We start from the raw sequence: 15,541 nt of genomic DNA, 5'->3' as shown, positions 1-15,541 counted from the left end.
GTGCTCAGCGCGGGCGCACCACGTTCTGAGGGAACTGTCCTTGCACGTTGCCGGGTGGGTTGTAGAGCGCGACGACGACGCTGTTGTGGTCCGAGGCGAACCCGATACCGAGTCGCGTACTGGCCTTCCACACCACCTGCGTGAAATGCCCAGTTCGAATGCTGAATCCGGGATCGTTGTAGTCGTAGTCCTTGACCTCGTCGTACCACATCTGCGTGGCCATCTCGACACTGCGCGAGGCGTCGGCGACGCCGCCCGTTGAGAGCCAGAGGTTCTCCCCGGCGCCGTTCTTGTAAGGGCAGCTGTGATCGATCTCGCCCTTGTCGACGTAGTACTGCGCGCATTTCTGGGCCGAATTGATCAGGTTCTGGTCCAGGGTCATGGCCGGGGAACCGTGCCGGGCCCGGAACTTGTTGTGCGCGGTGAGCCCGGCCTGCGGGAAATCGCCCTGTCCGGCGGCGGGGCCTCCGCCAGCGGCGAGCGCGGCGACCATCACCGCGGCAATGACCGATACCAACCTTCCGACACGCACGACAACCTCCTCGAGGAAGAGCACGACACAATAGAAGACGAATCAGAGAGCCACCGGAAACCACACGGGCAGTGAAGGTTTCGGGAGCGGTGAGCATACCGCAGGCATTCGCTCGTCTCCGCTTCGACGGGCCTCAGCGCCGACTTGGTCGGCGTGGGTCGCCGTAGTACTCGCCGAAAATCGGACGGATGTCGGAGTAACCGCAGCCGAGGATGCTGTCGGTAGTGACGCAGGACCCAGAGATAGGCCGAACTTCGTTGATCCTCGGTGATTGTTACCGGAGCCCCTCACCTCTCCAGCGGCCCAGTGTCTCCGCCTTGTGCTCATCGAAGTACCCGCCCTCGATGCTCTCGCGGATCCGGTCGACCAGGCGAATCGTGAACCGCTCGTTGTGAATCGTGCACAGCGTCGCGGCGAGCATCTCCTTGGCCTTGAACAGGTGATGGAGGTAGGCGCACGTGTAGTTGGCGCAGGTGTAGCAGTCGCAACTCTCGTCGATCGGGGTGAAGTCGCGACGAAAGCGGCTGGTGTTGATGTTGAACCGGCCGGTGTCGACGTAGATCGCGGCGTTGCGGGCGACCCGGGACGGGTTCACGCAGTCGAAGGTGTCTGCGCCGTTCTCGATGGCGGTGAAGATGTCCTCCGGCTCGCTGATGCCGAGCATGTGGCGCGGTTTGTCCTCGGGCAACTCGTCGCAGCACCACCCGACGATGGCGCCCAGATTGTGCTTCTCCAGCGCGCCGCCGATGCCGTAACCGTCGAATCCCGTTCCCGCGTTTCCGCGAATCGACTCGAGTCCGCGGCATGCCTTTCGGCGCAGGTCCTCGTACTGCGCGCCTTGGATGACGGCGAACAGCGCTTGGTACGGACGGTGCGTGCGCGCGGCGGTAAGCCGCTCGTGCTCATCGATGCAGCGCTGCGCCCACTCGTGGGTGCGCTGCACCGATCGCTCCTGATAGGCGCGGGTGTTCAGCAACGTGGTGAGTTCGTCGAACGCGAACATGATGTCGGCGCCGAGCTGGTGCTGGATGTTCATCGACACCTCGGGCGTGAAGCGATGCACCGAACCGTCGAGGTGGGAGCGGAACGTGACACCGTCGTCGTCCACGGTGGCCAGCCGCTCCTTGCCGGGTGCGATCACGTCGTCGCTGCGTACATCGACCGCTTCCATCGCGAGCACCTTCTTGAACCCGACGCCCAGTGACATCACCTGGAACCCGCCGCTGTCGGTGAAGGTCGGCCCCGGCCAGTTCATGAACGCGCCGAGCCCGCCCGCCTCGTCCACGATGTCGGCGCCCGGCTGCAAGTAGAGGTGGTAGGCGTTCGCCAGCAGCGCTTGGGCGCCGAGTTCCCGCATGGTCTCCGGCAGGACCGCCTTGACCGTCGCCTTGGTGCCCACCGGGATGAAGGCGGGCGTGGCGATCGGCCCGTGCGGCGTGGCGATCAGACCGGACCGGCCGTGCCGCCCGTCCAGGCGCGTACCGACGGTGAAGGAGAAGGATTCGGGACCGGACACCCCGCTATCCTCGCAGTTCGGCAGACGCCGCCCGAACCAGGCCACCGCTCCCCCGGCCCTGGGCTCCGGTCAGTCGGATTCGCCGAGGCGCGACACTCGCTCGTCTGCTCCTGGTGCACGCGCAGTGCCGCCTCGGTCTCGGCCCCGAGGCGCGGCCAGACTACACAGCGCCCGCGAACTGGGCGTTGTACAGGCGGTAGTACGCCCCGCGCTCGTCGAGCAAGCGTTCGTGCGAGCCGTGCTCCACGATCCGGCCCGCTTCCATGACGACGATCAGGTCGGCGTCGCGGATGGTGGACAGGCGGTGGGCGATGACGAAACTGGTCCGGTCCCGGCGCAGGGCGGCGGTGGCGTGCTGCACGAGCAATTCGGTGCGGGTGTCCACCGAGCTGGTCGCCTCGTCCAGGATGAGGATGGACGGTTTGGCGAGGAACGCGCGCGCGATGGTGATCAGCTGTTTCTCGCCGGCGCTGACGCCGGAGCCCTCCTCGTCGATGATCGTGTCGTAGCCGTCGGGCAGCGCGTGCACGAAGCGGTCGACATAGGCGGCGCGCGCCGCGGCGAGAATCTCCTCTTCGCTCGCGTTCGGGTTGCCGTAGGCGATGTTCTCCCGGATGGTGCCCTTGAACAGCCAGGTGTCCTGCAACACCATGCCGATGCGCGAGCGCAGGTTGTCGCGGGTGATCTGGGTGATGTCGACGTCGTCGATGGTGATCGTGCCGGCGTCCAATTCATAGAACCGCATGAGCAGGTTCACCAGCGTGGTCTTGCCCGCGCCGGTGGGGCCGACGATCGCGACCACGTGTCCGGGCTCCGCCACCAGCGACAGCCGCTCGATCACCGGCTTGTCCGGTTCGTACCGGAACGAGACGGCCTCGAACTCCACCCGGCCGCGGTCGACCGGGCGCGCGTCGGCCATCACCGGGTCCGGGCTCTGCTCCTCGGCGTCCAGGATCTCGAAGATCCGCTCGGCCGAGGCGACGCCGGACTGCAGCAGGTTGGCCATCGCACCGAGCTGGGTCAGCGGCTGGCTGAACTGGCGGGAGTACTGGATGAACGCCTGTACCTCGCCGAGCGAGAGGCTGCCCGTGGCCACCTTCAACCCGCCGACGAGCGCGACCAGCACGAAGTTCACGTTCCCCAGGAACATGATCGCGGGCATGATCAGGCCCGAGATGAATTGCGCTTTGAAGCTCGCCTGATACAGCTGCTCGTTGCGCTCATCGAATGCCTTGCCCACCTCGCGGTTGCGGCCGAACGCGGTGACCACCTCGTGCCCGGTGTACGCCTCCTCGACCTGGGCGTTGACCAGGCCGGTGTACTTCCACTGGTCGACGAAGTGCGGCTTGGACCGTTTCGCGATCTGCGCGGTGACCACGATGGCGGCGGGCACGGTGAGCAAGGCGATCACCGCGAGCTGCCAGGAGATCCAGAACATCATGACCAGGATGCCGAGCACCGAGAACACCGAGATGAGCAGCTGGCTCATGGTCTGTTGCAGGCTCTGCGAGACGTTGTCGACGTCGTTGGTCACCCGGCTGAGCACGTCACCGCGCGGCGCGGAGTCGAAGTAGCGCAACGGAAGTCGATGGATCTTGTCCTCGACCTCGCTGCGCAGCCGCTTCACGGTCCGGTTGATCACGATATTGAGCAGGTACCCCTGCAACCACCCGAAGACGGCCGCACCGATGTACAGCGCCAGCACCACGGCGAGGACCCGCCCGACCGCGCCGAAGTCGACCCCCACCCCTGGCACCACGTTCATGGCGCTGAGCATGTCGGCGAAAGTGTTGTCGCCCTTGGCTCGCAGGGCTTCGATCGCCTGGTCCTTGGACACACCGGGCGGCAGCTGTTTGCCGACCACGCCGTCGAACACCAGGTTGGTCGCCTTGCCGAGGATGTACGGGCCGATGGTGTTCAGCACCACCGAGACGATGACGAGCGCGACGATCAGCGCGACCTGTAACCGCTCCGGCGCGAGCCTGCGCAGCAGTCGTTTCAGCGAGGGCACGAAGGATTTCGCCTTGGTGCCCGGCGCACCGGGCGTGGGCATTCCGGGTCTCATCGCGCCTCCTCGGCACTCAGTTGCGACTCGACGATCTCCCGGTACTCCGAGCACGCCCGCAGGAGCTGCTCGTGCGTGCCGATGCCCGCTATCGCGCCGTCTTCGAGCACCACGATCTGATCCGCGTCCCGGATGGTCGCGATGCGCTGCGCGACGATGACAACCGAGGCGTCCGCGGTCTCCGGCTTCAGCGCCTCCCGCAGCCTGGCGTCGGTCGCCACGTCCAGCGCGGAGAACGAGTCGTCGAACAGATACACCCTGGGCTTCTTCACCAGCGCTCGGGCGATGGCCAACCGTTGACGCTGGCCTCCGGAAACGGTGGTGCCGCCCTGCGCGACGGGCGTCTGCAGACCCTCCGGCATCTCGCGGACGAAGTCGGCGGCCTGCGCGATCTCCAGCGCGCGCCACAGCTCCTCGTCGGTGGCGTGCGGATTGCCGTAGCGCAGGTTGCTCGCGACCGTGCCGGAGAAGAGGTACGCCTTCTGCGGCACCAGGCCGATCTGCGAGCGCAACACCTCCAGGTCGATGTGGCGCACGTCGGTGCCACCGATATAGACCGCGCCGTCGGTGACATCCATCAGCCGGGGTATGAGGTTGATCAGCGTGGTCTTCCCCGCGCCGGTGGACCCGACGATCGCGGTGGTGGTGCCGGGGCGCACCTCGAATCGGATAGCTTTCAGCACCGGCTTCTCCGCGCCGGGGAAGGCGAACTCGGCGAACCGGAAATCCACCACAGCCGGGTCGTCGGTGAACGGCTGCGGCAGGCCCGGCGGGTGCACCGAGGACTCGGTGTCGAGCACTTCACCGATCCGGTCGGCCGACACCGCGGCGCGGGGCGCCATCATGGCCAGGAACGAGGCCATCATCACGGCCATCAGGATCTGCATGATGTAGGACAGCATCGCGGTGAGCGAACCGATCTGCATGTGCCCGGCGTCGATCGCGCGCCCGCCGAACCAGATCACCGCGACCGCGGTGACGTTGCTGATCAGCATGACCGTGGGGAACATCAGCGCCATCAACCGGCCGACCCGCAGCGCGGTGTCGGTGAGTTCGGTGTTGGCCAGGCCGAACCGCCAGGTCTCCTGCCGCTCCCGGACGAAGGCCCGCACCACGCGAATACCGGTGATCTGCTCGCGCAGTACCCGATTCACCTCATCGATCCTGGCCTGCATGTCGCGGAAGCCGGGCACCATCTTGGAGATCAGCACGGCCATGGACAGGCCGAGCGCGGGCACCGCGATCAGCAGCAGCCAGGACAGGCCGAGATCCTCGCGCAACGCCATGATGATGCCGCCGACGCACATGATCGGCGCCATCACCAGGATGGTCGCCGACATCACGATGAGCAGCTGAACCTGCTGAATGTCGTTGGTGTTGCGGGTGATCAGCGAGGGCGCGCCGAACATGCCCACTTCGCGCGCGGAGAATGTGCCGACGCGGTGCAGCAGCGCGCCGCGCAGATCGCGGCCCGCGCCCATGGCCGCCTGCGCGCCGAGATAGACCGAAGCGGCCGACGCGACGATCTGCACGCCCGTGACCGCGAGCATCCACAAGCCGGTGCTCCAGATGTAGCCGAGATCACCTTTGGTGACGCCGTTGTCGATCAGGTCCGCGTTGAGGCTCGGCAGATACAGCATCGCGATCACGGAAATCAGCTGAAGCGCAACGACCCCCGCGAGCTGGCTGCGGTAGGGGTACAGATGCGTGCGGAGCAGTTGGATCAGCATGATGAATCGCAGGCTACCGGCTGTCGGCGCGATACGCCGTGAAGATTTCTGACCTGCATGAATGCACTCCCGTCGGGGTCTGCGGGGCTAGCGGCGCGCCCAGGCGCCTGGGTCTTCGGTGAGCGTTTCGACGGATCCGGGCAGCCGGTTGCTCGCGATATCGGCGATGGTGACGTTCTCCAGCACCGCGCGAATGTTGACCCGCAGCGCGATCCACACCCGCTGCAACGGCTCGGCCGCACCGGCATAGCGGACGTCCTCCGGCCGCGCGCCGCGCACCGACGCGAGCGGGCCCTCGATCGCGCGAATCACGTCGGCGATGGAGATGTCGGCGGCCGGCCTGGCCAGCCAGTAGCCGCCGTCCGGGCCGCGCCTGCTGATCACGAGTTCCGCGCGGCGCAGTTCGCCGAGCACGGACTCGAGCACCTTGGGCGGAATCCGCTGGGCGGTGGCGATCGCCTCGGCCTTGACCACCGGCGCGGCCTGCACAAGGGGTGCGCCGAGTCCGACCGCCGACTGGTCCAGCCGCGGCGCACTGGCGATCTCGAGCAGCGTTCGCACCGCGTAATCGACCTTCGCGGTGATGTGCACAGCAGCGACTCCTGGCGTCGGGGGATGGCTCGAATCTACGCGGCGCCGCCGCCCGCGAGCACACAGGTCGCGGCGTCCAGCAGTGACGATTCCACCAGCGAGTCGTCCGCACCAGGCACGAGTTCCTTGGACACCAGCGCAACACCGATCACCTCGAGCGCGGCGCAGGCGCGCAGGTGCGCCTCCTCGGTTGCGTCCGGTCCGGCCAGCCACTCGCGCAGCGCCTTGCTGGTGTTCATCAGATCGGGGTAGCGGTCGGCCATGGCGTTGATGATCGCGACCGTGTCGCGCACGACCAGCGCCCCAGCGTCACGGTGATGGATCAGACCGCGCAGATACGTCCGCAGCACCTGGCGGATGCCTTCGGCGTCGTGCGGCACCCGGTCGAGGTCGTCCACCACCGAACGCATGAGATCGACGATCGGATCGATGATCGCCAATAGCAGATCGAGCTTCGAGGCGTAGTGATAGTAGAGCGACGCCTTTGTGATTCCTACCGCATCCGCGACCTCGCGCAGGCTCGTCTGCTCGAATCCTTTGGCTCCGAACAGCTTCACCGCGGCGTCCCGAATCGCGATTTTAGTGCTTCCACCTGCGGCGACAGCGCCGGGTGCGTCACGCACGGCCATTCGACGATCCTCTCATCACCTTCGCATCGAGCGAAGATCACCCGTAAAATTGAGGTTGTACCTCCGCTTAGCTCCTGGGTAGTCTACCTACCGCACGGTAGGCAGAAAGCGTCAGTGGAGGCGGAGGCAGGCAGGGCACCTCCGCGAGTGCTGTCTACACGCAGAACCAGCACGATCCCAGTCATCGCTAGGAGTAACCAGTCGTGTCCGTTTACCTGTACAGATGGGGGAAGTTCGCCTTCCGCCGGAAATGGATAGTGCTTCCCGTCTGGCTCGTCTTGTTCGTGCTCCTCGGTGGCCTGGGCGCGCAGCTCAGCAAGCCGATGAGCAACGACTTCAGCATGCCCAACCTGCCCTCGGAGCGTGCCAACGAAATCCTCGACAAACACTTCCCCGGCGCCTCCGCCGCGTACAAGTTCGACGCGGTCACCGGCACCTACGTCGCCGCCGCGCCGGAGGGCCAGACGCTGACCGATCCGGCGAACCGTGCGGCGCTGGACGCGTTCATCGCCAAACTCGGCCGGCTCGACATCGTCGACCACGGCAAACCCATCACCAACCCGGTCGAGGCGACCGAGAAGATGGGCTGCCTGAGCAATCCCGATCCCGCGCAGTGCAGCGCCGCCCCGCTGAACGTGCTCAGCAAGACCGCGCCCGCGACCGTGGCTGTGATCAATGTCCCCTTCACGATCGCGAAGGTCACCGACGTGACCGACGCCCAGCGCGAAGCGGCCTACGAAGTCGCCGCCGACGCGCGCAACGCCGGGCTGACGGTCGAGATGAGCGGCTCGATCGCGCAGAAGCAGGAAGCGCCGAGCGGCAAGTCCGAGATGATCGGCATGGCCGTCGCGCTGGTCGTGATGGTCGTGGCGTTCGGCGCCATCGTCGCGGCGTTCGTGCCGATCGTCACCGCGATCATCGGCCTCGGCGCGGCCACCTCGCTGATCATGCTCGGCACCTCGGTGATCGAGATCCCCAGCTTCACCACCTTCCTCGCCTCGATGATCGGCATCGCGCTGTCCATCGACTACGCGCTGTTCATCGTGTCCAGGTACAAGCACGAACTCGCGGTGCAGGATTCGCCGGAAGAGGCCGCGGGCACCGCGCTCGGTACGGCCGGTTCCGCCGTCGTGTTCGCCGGTCTGACCGTCATCATCGCGCTGGCGGGCCTGAGCATCGTCGGTGTCCAGTTCATGACGTTCATGGGTCTGGGCGGGGCCATCGCCGCCGGTTTCGCGGTGCTCACGGCGATCACGCTGATGCCCGCGCTGCTCGGCGCGTTCGGCCGGTTCCTGTTCAAGCCGAAGCTGCCGGTGGTCGCCCAGCACGATCCCGAGGACGAGAACTCGGTCACCAACGGCATGCGTTTCGGCCGCCTGCTCGGCCGCGCGCCGTGGGTCGCGCTGATCCTGAGCGTCGTGGTGCTCGGCGCGCTCGCCGCCCCCGCGGCCGGCTTGAACCTGGGCCTGCCCGGCGAGGACAGCATGCCGAAGACCTCCACCATCCGGAAGGCCTACGAGCTGCGGACCGAAGGCTTCGGCGAGGGCAGCAACGGCGTGCTGAACGTGGCCGCCGACCTGAGCGCCGTCCCCGCCGAGAACCGGGACGCCGCGGTGAAGGCGCTGCGCGACAAGCTCGCGTCCTACCCCGACATGGACTACGTGACCGAGCCGCAGTGGAGCCAGGACCAGCAGGGCGCGCTGCTGAACGGCGTGCCCAAGTCCGGGCCCAACAACCAGGCCACCAAGGATCTGGTGCGCGACGCCAGGCAGGCCGAGGGCCAGCTGAAGGCCGAGTACGGCATCGAGTACGGCATCACCGGCACCACGGCGATCTACGCCGACGTGGACCACGTGCTGCTCAGCAAGATCGTGCCCTACCTGGCGATCGTGGCGGGCGCGGCGTTCGTCCTGCTGATCCTGGTGTTCCGGTCGATCCTGGTGCCGCTCACGGCGGCGCTCGGGTTCCTCCTGTCGATGGCCGCGACCTTCGGCGCGACCGTGCTGATCTTCCAGGAGGGCAAGCTCGGCCTGATCGAGGACCCGCATCCGCTGATCAGCTTCATGCCGATCATGCTGATCGGCTTGGTGTTCGGCCTCGCGATGGACTACCAGGTCTTCCTGGTGACCCGGATGCGCGAGGAGTTCGTGCACGGCAGGTCGGCCAAGGACGCGGTGGTCGCCGGCTACCACCACGGCGCGCGCGTGGTGACCTCGGCGGCGATCATCATGATCTCGGTGTTCGGCTCGTTCCTGCTGGAGACCGACGTGACCGCGAAGTCGTTCGGTTTCGCCCTGGCGGTCGGCGTGCTGCTGGACGCGTTCGTCGTCCGCATGGTGCTGATTCCGTCGCTGCTGGTGCTGATGGGCAAGTGGTCGTGGTGGATGCCGAAGTGGCTCGACCGCATCCTGCCCGATATCGACGTCGAGGGCACGAAGCTGCGTGAGCTGCAGCGGCGTTCCGCCGAGACGGCGAAGGTGCCGGTCGGCGTCAGCTGATCCGAAGGCCATGGCTCGGCCCCGCATCCGAACTTCGGATGCGGGGCCGAGTGCGCTTCACCGGCTCGGTTGCGGCAGTTCGCAGTCGCCGACCTTCGGATCGACGCCGACATAGTTCAGCGGGCCCGCGAGGGCGGTGAGACCGATCGTGCCCCAACCGGCGCAGTTCAACGGGGGCCCGCTGTCGAAATGGTGCCGCTGACCGGCCGCGAGCAGGCCGATCGCCAGCCAGGCCAGCAGCAGGAACCCGAGCACCCGGGAGCCTATGCCCGGGCCGCGTCCGGCACGCGCACGACGTTCGTAATCACGCTCACGACGTCCGTAATCACGCATCTCCTCGGTTCCTTCCGTGCTCCCCGTCGAGGGGGGATACCCGGCCACACCGACAGTTACCCAATCAGTCCGAGGTAGTGCGGATTGAATCGCGCCGTAGCAAATATTTGGTTCACGGCCCGCGCAGGTGAAAAGCGGACGGCCGGGCGGCATACTCACCCGGCCGTCCGCGGTTACTCGATCGAACTACGGGCTCGGTTGCGGGACATTGCAGTCCGCGATCTTCGGGTTGACGCCCATGTAGTTGAGCGGTCCAGCGATCACCGTGACGGCGACGGTGCCGAAACCGGCGCAGTTGACCGGCCCGCTGTCGAAATAGTGCCGTTGTGCTGCGGCGACCACGCCGATCAGCAACCAGATCAAGACGATTACACTTCCGATTCTCATGTTTCTCTCGCGCATCGTTCCCGCGCGGATTGTCCGACGGCGCATCTGGCATCGCGTCCTTCCCCGCACTTGCGTATCGGGCGTATACCCGCGATCGCGGCGGTTACCCGTCATGAAAAGGACAATTTTCACTCAGGTTCGCCGGGACTGTCGGCTGGTAGCTTCGATGGCATGGCGGCGCTGTTCCAGTGGACGATTCCAGGCTGGGTGATCCTGCTCGTGCTGGTGGCCGTCTACGAGCTGACCGTGAACAAACGCCGCAGGCGCCGCCGCACACCGATCTCCGGCACGTTCACCGACGAATTCACCGCGCTGTTCTACTCGACCAAGCGCATGGAACTCGACCATCGCGAATCGGTGTCGATGTTGCGCGACGAGCAGGACCAGGGGGCACCGCCGCTGATCGGTGTCGACCTGGCCGGTCGCACGGTCGTATTGCGCAGGGACGGTAACGAGTAGCGCTGCGCGCCCGCGATTCTCAGCGAAGGTGACCGTCGTCGGACAGAATGAGGCCCATGCGCGGCTCGATGAGTGAGAAATGGCAGCTGTTCGGCGAGCATCTCGAGTCCGCCCCGGGGCGGCTGTCGAGCCGGGTCCGCCGGGCGCTGAGAGCCGGAGCCGCCGGGACAGCCGACTCCGGCCAGGACGTTCCTGCTGAGCTCGCCGCGTTCGCAGACCTGGTGGCCGACCGCTCCTATCGGGTCACCGAGCAGGTGATCACGGCGCTCAAAGCGGCCGGGCACACCGACGACGAGATCTTCGAGCGACCGCGGTCGCGGCCTACGGCGCGGCCGACCGGCGCCTGCGCGCCGCGCACCTGGCTTGGGAGGGGCACTGAGATGTGGCTGGAGGCAGTGCGTTCCGGTCACGACCGGCCGACCAAACTCGTGTTGTGGACCATGCGGCGGTTCAGCGGCGTGGAGGTTCCCGCCGTGCTGAAAGTGTTGTTCTACCGGCACAGGTTCTTCGGGTCGCCGCTGTCGGAGTTGATCCAGGACATCATGCGCGGACCGTCGTACTGGACCGTCGCCGAACGGGAGATCTTCGCGACGCATACCTCGCAGGCCAACGAGTGCCCGTTCTGCGCCACCTCGCACGAGGCGATCGCGGGCGCCTACATCGACGCCGACGTGGTGACCCGCGCCTTGGCCGACGACGCGGACTCCCCGCTGCGTCCCGAGGCGCGCGCAATGCTGGCCTTCCTCGCGAAGATGGCTCGTGACCCGGGCGGGTTGACCGCCGAGGACGCCGCGCTGGTCCGGCTGGCGGGTGTTTCCCGGGAAGCGTTCGACGAGGCCGTCTGGGTCGGCACCTGCTTCAACGTGATCAACCGGATGATGAACACGGTCGGAGCGGGCCCGCTGGAGGACGCGCAGCGCGGCGTGAGCGCCCGATTCATCAAACTGGCCGGCTACCGTATGCCGCCTCCGGTGACATTGTTCTCGCGCGGCGTCTGACCGCATTTCGCCCGATCCGCTCGCATGCCGGATCGATGTGTGTTTTCCTCGAATGGTGAGCCAAGTCCACTTGGGGCACATTTTCCACATCGCCGGAAGTCCCGCCGTCGGCGATGCGGCCCACGCGTTGGCCGACCTGCCGGACGGTGCTCTGATAATCGGGGAAAGCGGCCGGATAGTATTCTGCGGACCGCGCTCCGATATCCCGGCCGAGCACCGCGCCGGAGAAGTGTTCGATCACCGTCCAGGATTCCTGCTTCCCGGATTCGTCGACACGCATATCCACTTCCCACAGACCTTCGCGGGAGACGCCTACGGCGGCGGCCAACTGCTGGAGTGGCTCGAATTATGTATGTACCCCGCAGAATCCCGTTATGCCGATCCAGAATTCGCGCAATCGGCGGCCACCGAGTTCTGCGCACGGCGCATCGCAGCGGGGACCACGGCGGCGATGGTCTTCGGCTCGGCGTTCCCGCACGCGCAGGACGCCCTGTTCACCGAGACCCGGCGGCGTGGACTGCGGATTGTCGCCGGCCGGGGAATCCAAACGACCGGAACGGATGCGGCGGCGCCGCTGATCACCACCGAAGACGACGCCATCCGATTGACGAGCGAAGAGATCGACAAATGGCATGCCGCCGACACCGGTGACGTGGACACGGCGCTGCTGCACGTGGCGGTCGTCCCGCGATTCTCGCTGGCGGTCACTCGCGCGACGCTGAAAAACCTGGGCGACCTCTATGATTCGGTACGCGAACGCGGCGTCTATTTCCACAGTCACCTCAACGAGAACAACCGCCCCGGCACCGGCGAAGTCGACGCCACCAAGCAGGCGTACGACGTGGCGACCTATCTGGACACCTACGACGGGAAGTTCCTGCCCGGGTCGGCGGTGGGCGGCAAGAGCATGCTCGGCAAGCGCACCATTCTCGCCCACTGCGTGCACTGCCAGGATGACGAACTGCGGCGGATGGCCGAAACCGGCACGTCGGTCGCGCACTGCCCGGTGTCGCAGCAGTTCCTCGGTTCCGGCACGATGCCGTGGAAGCGGACGCTCGCCTCCGGCGTCACGGTGGCCGCGGGCACCGATTACGGCGGTGGCGACGAATGGCTTATCCCACAGGTACTTTCCGCCGCGTTCAAAGTGCACATCTCCGAGCCGGGCGACCAGGGCGTGTCGATGCATCCCGCGGAAATGCTGTTCACCGGCACGCTGGCCGGTGCACGTGCCTTGGATATGGAGAACCGCTTCGGGAATTTCGACGTCGGTAAGGAAGCCGATTTCATCGTGGTGGAACCGGCGCGTGTTCCAGCGCTGGAAAGCACGCTGGCATACGGCGTTCGCTCCGACGACCCCGTATTGGCCCGGGATCAGACACTGTTCGCCTTGCTGATGGGTATCCGAGAGCCCGCGATCACCGAGGTCTACGTGCGGGGCCGTCGCGTCGACGTCGTGTAGCCCCGATGAATGCCGCGGCGACCGTCGTAACGGTCTTTCACCGACCGGCGAACGACGCGGCCTTCCGGGACTGGCTGGCGCGGCTGACCGAAATCGCCCGCGCGATGCCCGGGTTCACGCATTCCTCCGTCGCGGTGACCGCGAGCCCGATGCTCGAACCGGGATTCAGCGTCACATTCCGATCCGAGTCATTGCTGCACGAATTCCTGGACTCGGCCGAACGGGCAGCCACTGTCGCCGACGGTGAAGCGCGCGGCTTCCATTGCAAGAGCGCCGATCTGATCATGCTCGAGGGAGAATCGCCGCCGGGGGTCTGCGTGTTCCGGCACAGTGTCGCACACGACAAGGAATTCGAATTCGAGGCGACCGAGGCGCAGCTCGTCGCGGCGAGTTCGAGATTTCCGGGATTCGAAGGCGCCGCCCTTTTCCCGGCGGACGGCGGCCGCTGGTTCTCGGTGCTCCGATTCCGGACACAACGGCAGTTGACGGAATGGCTGAGCTCGGACGAACGCGCCGCCGCGCTACCGGAATTGCGTTCGAAGCTGACCGAGGACTTCACCGTGGACGCGCACACCACGCCGTTCGGATCGACCGTCCGCACGGTCGACGGCGAGACCAGGATGACGCCGACCTGGAAGACCGCCATGCTGGTGTTGCTGGTGTTGTATCCGACGGTGATGGTGCTGTCCCGATTCCTCGGTCCGGTGCTCGACCGGCTCGGCGTGCAGCCGTGGCTGGCGTTGTGGCTCAGCCAGATCGTGAGCGTGGGCGTGATGAGCTATTTCCTCTCCCCCGCGGTCGCGCGCCGGTTCCGCCGATGGCTGGACCCGGTCGACGGCGCGAGCCCGCGGATCAGCACCGTCGGGGCCGCGGTGGTCGTCGTCCTCTACGCGCTGACACTGCTGCTGTTCGCGTCGGTGCGCTGGCTGCAGTACTGGGACTACGACTGAAGACTCAGGACAGGTCGAGGTGCCGGTTCATCGACATCGCCGCCTCGGCGAGATCGGCGAGCTCGACCACCGTGACACCCGCCTGCCGCAGTTTCTCCACGCCCACGCAGTTCGCCACGAATGTCGACGGCTCACGCCACGCGATCACCACGACCGGAATACCGGCCCGCAGTATCCGGTCCGTACACGGCAGCCGATCCTTCGACCCCCGCTCCGAGCAGGGCTCCAGCGTGCTGTAGATCGTGGCACGCGCCAGCCGGGGATCGGCCGGGTCCACCTTGCGGAGCGCGGCCTCCTCGGCGTGCTCCTTGGGATCGGACTCGCGCGAATAGCCGGTGGCGATCTCCGCACCATCGGCGACGATCACCGCACCCACCGAGAACGCGCCCTCCGCCACCGGGCACAAGCGCGCGAGTTCGATGGCCCGGTTCATCCAGTAATGATGGTCGGGCTCGGTCACCGGAATCAATCTCCTTCGACTCGTCCTGTGGAAGATGAAAAAGCCCCTCACCTGTGCGAACGTCACCCCCCTGGCGCAATCAGGGCATATCTCGCAAGTATCGAGCTAGACCCGTCTTCTCTTCCACTCACATCCCCGGTCAAAGATCGTCTTTGACCGGGGTTTCTTGTCAAATTCTTGTCGCGTTCAACCTCCCCGCCAGGGCGGAACGCCGTACATGCGAACCCTGGCAGTACTCCAAGCCGCTCGGCGGCTGCACTGGGTCGATTCCATTCTTCGGCTCAGGAGGCGTAGACGAGCACACACGAGTGTAGGTCACAGGATGGCTTGACGGTTTCCATGTGCGTCGCCTGCTCCGTCGACATCGGAACATCTGCGGCTACTCGTCGGGGTAAGCGATCGGGACCGTTCGAACTGGCTCAGCAAGTTTCATGGTCTGAGCCCAGGCGTGCTCTCCCGCGACCGATGTCAAACGGAGTCGAATACTCGAAGCTGGATGCTCACCAATCGGCCCCAGTTCCACTCGCCAGGCAGCCTCATCGCCGTCAGTCAGCGGGCCGAACTCCGCCCGTTGGAGATTCGACGGGTGGACGCCAGGAGTGCTGACCGCGAACGCAGGCCAACTTTGGTCGATCTCGACAGTGACGGAGTGCACGTCACCTTTCTTCAGGACTAAGACAAGTTCATACACACGCGCATAACCGTCACGCGTGAGGATTGCCGACCGCCCCTCGTCCCACTCAGGTTTTAGCTCATCTCGACGACGGTCCCGGTTGATCGCTTCGTTCCGCTCGGACACCCGCATATTCCGCCACGTAAAGGAGGCACTAGCGCCAGCCACACAGATGCCGATGATGGAGAGGACAAACGACGCCACGATCATGTGAGGAAACTACTCGCATCCACCCGCGATCGCGGGCAAGATGTCGATGGT

The 15,541-nt window shown here is 66.1% G+C and carries 15 protein-coding genes; 5 read left to right on the top strand and 10 right to left on the bottom strand.

What is annotated here, in order from left to right; genetic code table 11:
- Positions 1 to 4 precede the first annotated feature (4 nt).
- From ACWEH3_RS14170 to ACWEH3_RS14145, 6 genes are all read right to left on the bottom strand, one after another.
- Entirely contained in the window at positions 5 to 532 is a 528-nt protein-coding gene (locus tag ACWEH3_RS14170; protein ID WP_450017932.1) for a CAP family protein, read from the bottom strand.
- A 274-nt stretch (positions 533 to 806) separates the two neighbouring features.
- Entirely contained in the window at positions 807 to 2,048 is a 1,242-nt protein-coding gene (gene tgt, locus ACWEH3_RS14165) for a tRNA guanosine(34) transglycosylase Tgt (RefSeq protein WP_450017934.1), read from the bottom strand.
- A gap of 160 nt (positions 2,049 to 2,208) precedes the next feature.
- A complete protein-coding gene (locus tag ACWEH3_RS14160; protein WP_450017936.1) occupies positions 2,209 to 4,113 on the bottom strand; it encodes an ABC transporter ATP-binding protein in 1,905 nt (634 codons plus the stop codon).
- Positions 4,110 to 5,843, bottom strand: coding sequence for an ABC transporter ATP-binding protein (locus ACWEH3_RS14155; RefSeq protein WP_450017938.1), 1,734 nt, complete (start codon positions 5,841 to 5,843; stop codon positions 4,110 to 4,112). Before ACWEH3_RS14155 ends, ACWEH3_RS14160 begins: the two co-directional genes overlap by 4 nt.
- Before the next feature lie 87 nt (positions 5,844 to 5,930).
- Positions 5,931 to 6,434 carry an RrF2 family transcriptional regulator gene (locus tag ACWEH3_RS14150; protein WP_450017940.1) on the bottom strand — a complete coding sequence of 168 codons (504 nt, stop codon included), beginning with the start codon at positions 6,432 to 6,434 and terminating at the stop codon, positions 5,931 to 5,933.
- Positions 6,435 to 6,469: 35 nt separating this feature from the next.
- Complete coding sequence (locus ACWEH3_RS14145; protein ID WP_355073012.1) at positions 6,470 to 7,063, bottom strand: TetR/AcrR family transcriptional regulator; 594 nt, start codon at positions 7,061 to 7,063, stop codon at positions 6,470 to 6,472.
- 203 nt (positions 7,064 to 7,266) lie between these two features.
- Here ACWEH3_RS14145 and ACWEH3_RS14140 point away from each other — a divergent pair, with 203 nt between their 5' ends.
- A complete protein-coding gene (locus tag ACWEH3_RS14140) occupies positions 7,267 to 9,561 on the top strand; it encodes an MMPL family transporter (protein WP_450017943.1) in 2,295 nt (764 codons plus the stop codon).
- A 57-nt stretch (positions 9,562 to 9,618) separates the two neighbouring features.
- Here the strand turns inward: ACWEH3_RS14140 and ACWEH3_RS14135 are convergent, their stop codons facing one another.
- The gene (locus tag ACWEH3_RS14135; RefSeq protein ID WP_452358327.1) at positions 9,619 to 9,894 is read right to left on the bottom strand and encodes a hypothetical protein; all 276 of its coding nucleotides are present in this window, start codon (positions 9,892 to 9,894) and stop codon (positions 9,619 to 9,621) included.
- A gap of 186 nt (positions 9,895 to 10,080) precedes the next feature.
- Positions 10,081 to 10,281, bottom strand: coding sequence for a hypothetical protein (locus ACWEH3_RS14130; protein WP_450017945.1), 201 nt, complete (start codon positions 10,279 to 10,281; stop codon positions 10,081 to 10,083).
- 171 nt (positions 10,282 to 10,452) lie between these two features.
- On the opposite strand from ACWEH3_RS14130, the gene ACWEH3_RS14125 reads away from it, so the two are divergent.
- From ACWEH3_RS14125 to ACWEH3_RS14110, 4 genes are all read left to right on the top strand, one after another.
- Positions 10,453 to 10,740, top strand: coding sequence for a DUF6191 domain-containing protein (locus tag ACWEH3_RS14125; RefSeq protein ID WP_450017947.1), 288 nt, complete (start codon positions 10,453 to 10,455; stop codon positions 10,738 to 10,740).
- A gap of 68 nt (positions 10,741 to 10,808) precedes the next feature.
- Positions 10,809 to 11,738, top strand: coding sequence for a carboxymuconolactone decarboxylase family protein (locus tag ACWEH3_RS14120; RefSeq protein WP_450017949.1), 930 nt, complete (start codon positions 10,809 to 10,811; stop codon positions 11,736 to 11,738).
- Positions 11,739 to 11,790: 52 nt separating this feature from the next.
- Positions 11,791 to 13,197, top strand: coding sequence for an amidohydrolase family protein (locus ACWEH3_RS14115; RefSeq protein ID WP_450017951.1), 1,407 nt, complete (start codon positions 11,791 to 11,793; stop codon positions 13,195 to 13,197).
- 5 nt (positions 13,198 to 13,202) lie between these two features.
- The gene (locus ACWEH3_RS14110) at positions 13,203 to 14,147 is read left to right on the top strand and encodes an antibiotic biosynthesis monooxygenase (RefSeq protein WP_450017953.1); all 945 of its coding nucleotides are present in this window, start codon (positions 13,203 to 13,205) and stop codon (positions 14,145 to 14,147) included.
- A gap of 4 nt (positions 14,148 to 14,151) precedes the next feature.
- On the opposite strand, the gene ACWEH3_RS14105 is transcribed toward ACWEH3_RS14110, so the two are convergent.
- Both ACWEH3_RS14105 and ACWEH3_RS14100 read right to left on the bottom strand, forming a co-directional pair.
- Entirely contained in the window at positions 14,152 to 14,607 is a 456-nt protein-coding gene (locus ACWEH3_RS14105; protein WP_379249945.1) for a deaminase, read from the bottom strand.
- Between the two features lie 379 nt (positions 14,608 to 14,986).
- The gene (locus ACWEH3_RS14100) at positions 14,987 to 15,490 is read right to left on the bottom strand and encodes a hypothetical protein (RefSeq protein ID WP_450017956.1); all 504 of its coding nucleotides are present in this window, start codon (positions 15,488 to 15,490) and stop codon (positions 14,987 to 14,989) included.
- Between the last annotated feature and the right edge of the window lie 51 nt (positions 15,491 to 15,541).

This window comes from Nocardia sp. NPDC004718, assembly GCF_053601535.1.
This window is presented reverse-complemented; position numbering and strand designations above follow the sequence as displayed.

Coding starts and splice junctions, on each gene's coding strand:
- ACWEH3_RS14110 (WP_450017953.1), top strand. CDS start 13,203: ATGAATGCCGCGGCGACCGTCGTAACGGTCTTTCACCGACCGGCGAAC.
- ACWEH3_RS14100 (WP_450017956.1), bottom strand. CDS start 15,490: ATGATCGTGGCGTCGTTTGTCCTCTCCATCATCGGCATCTGTGTGGCT.
- ACWEH3_RS14130 (WP_450017945.1), bottom strand. CDS start 10,281: ATGAGAATCGGAAGTGTAATCGTCTTGATCTGGTTGCTGATCGGCGTG.
- ACWEH3_RS14120 (WP_450017949.1), top strand. CDS start 10,809: ATGAGTGAGAAATGGCAGCTGTTCGGCGAGCATCTCGAGTCCGCCCCG.
- ACWEH3_RS14155 (WP_450017938.1), bottom strand. CDS start 5,843: ATGCTGATCCAACTGCTCCGCACGCATCTGTACCCCTACCGCAGCCAG.
- ACWEH3_RS14125 (WP_450017947.1), top strand. CDS start 10,453: ATGGCGGCGCTGTTCCAGTGGACGATTCCAGGCTGGGTGATCCTGCTC.
- ACWEH3_RS14145 (WP_355073012.1), bottom strand. CDS start 7,063: ATGGCCGTGCGTGACGCACCCGGCGCTGTCGCCGCAGGTGGAAGCACT.
- ACWEH3_RS14160 (WP_450017936.1), bottom strand. CDS start 4,113: ATGAGACCCGGAATGCCCACGCCCGGTGCGCCGGGCACCAAGGCGAAA.
- ACWEH3_RS14115 (WP_450017951.1), top strand. CDS start 11,791: ATGGTGAGCCAAGTCCACTTGGGGCACATTTTCCACATCGCCGGAAGT.
- ACWEH3_RS14135 (WP_452358327.1), bottom strand. CDS start 9,894: ATGCGTGATTACGGACGTCGTGAGCGTGATTACGAACGTCGTGCGCGT.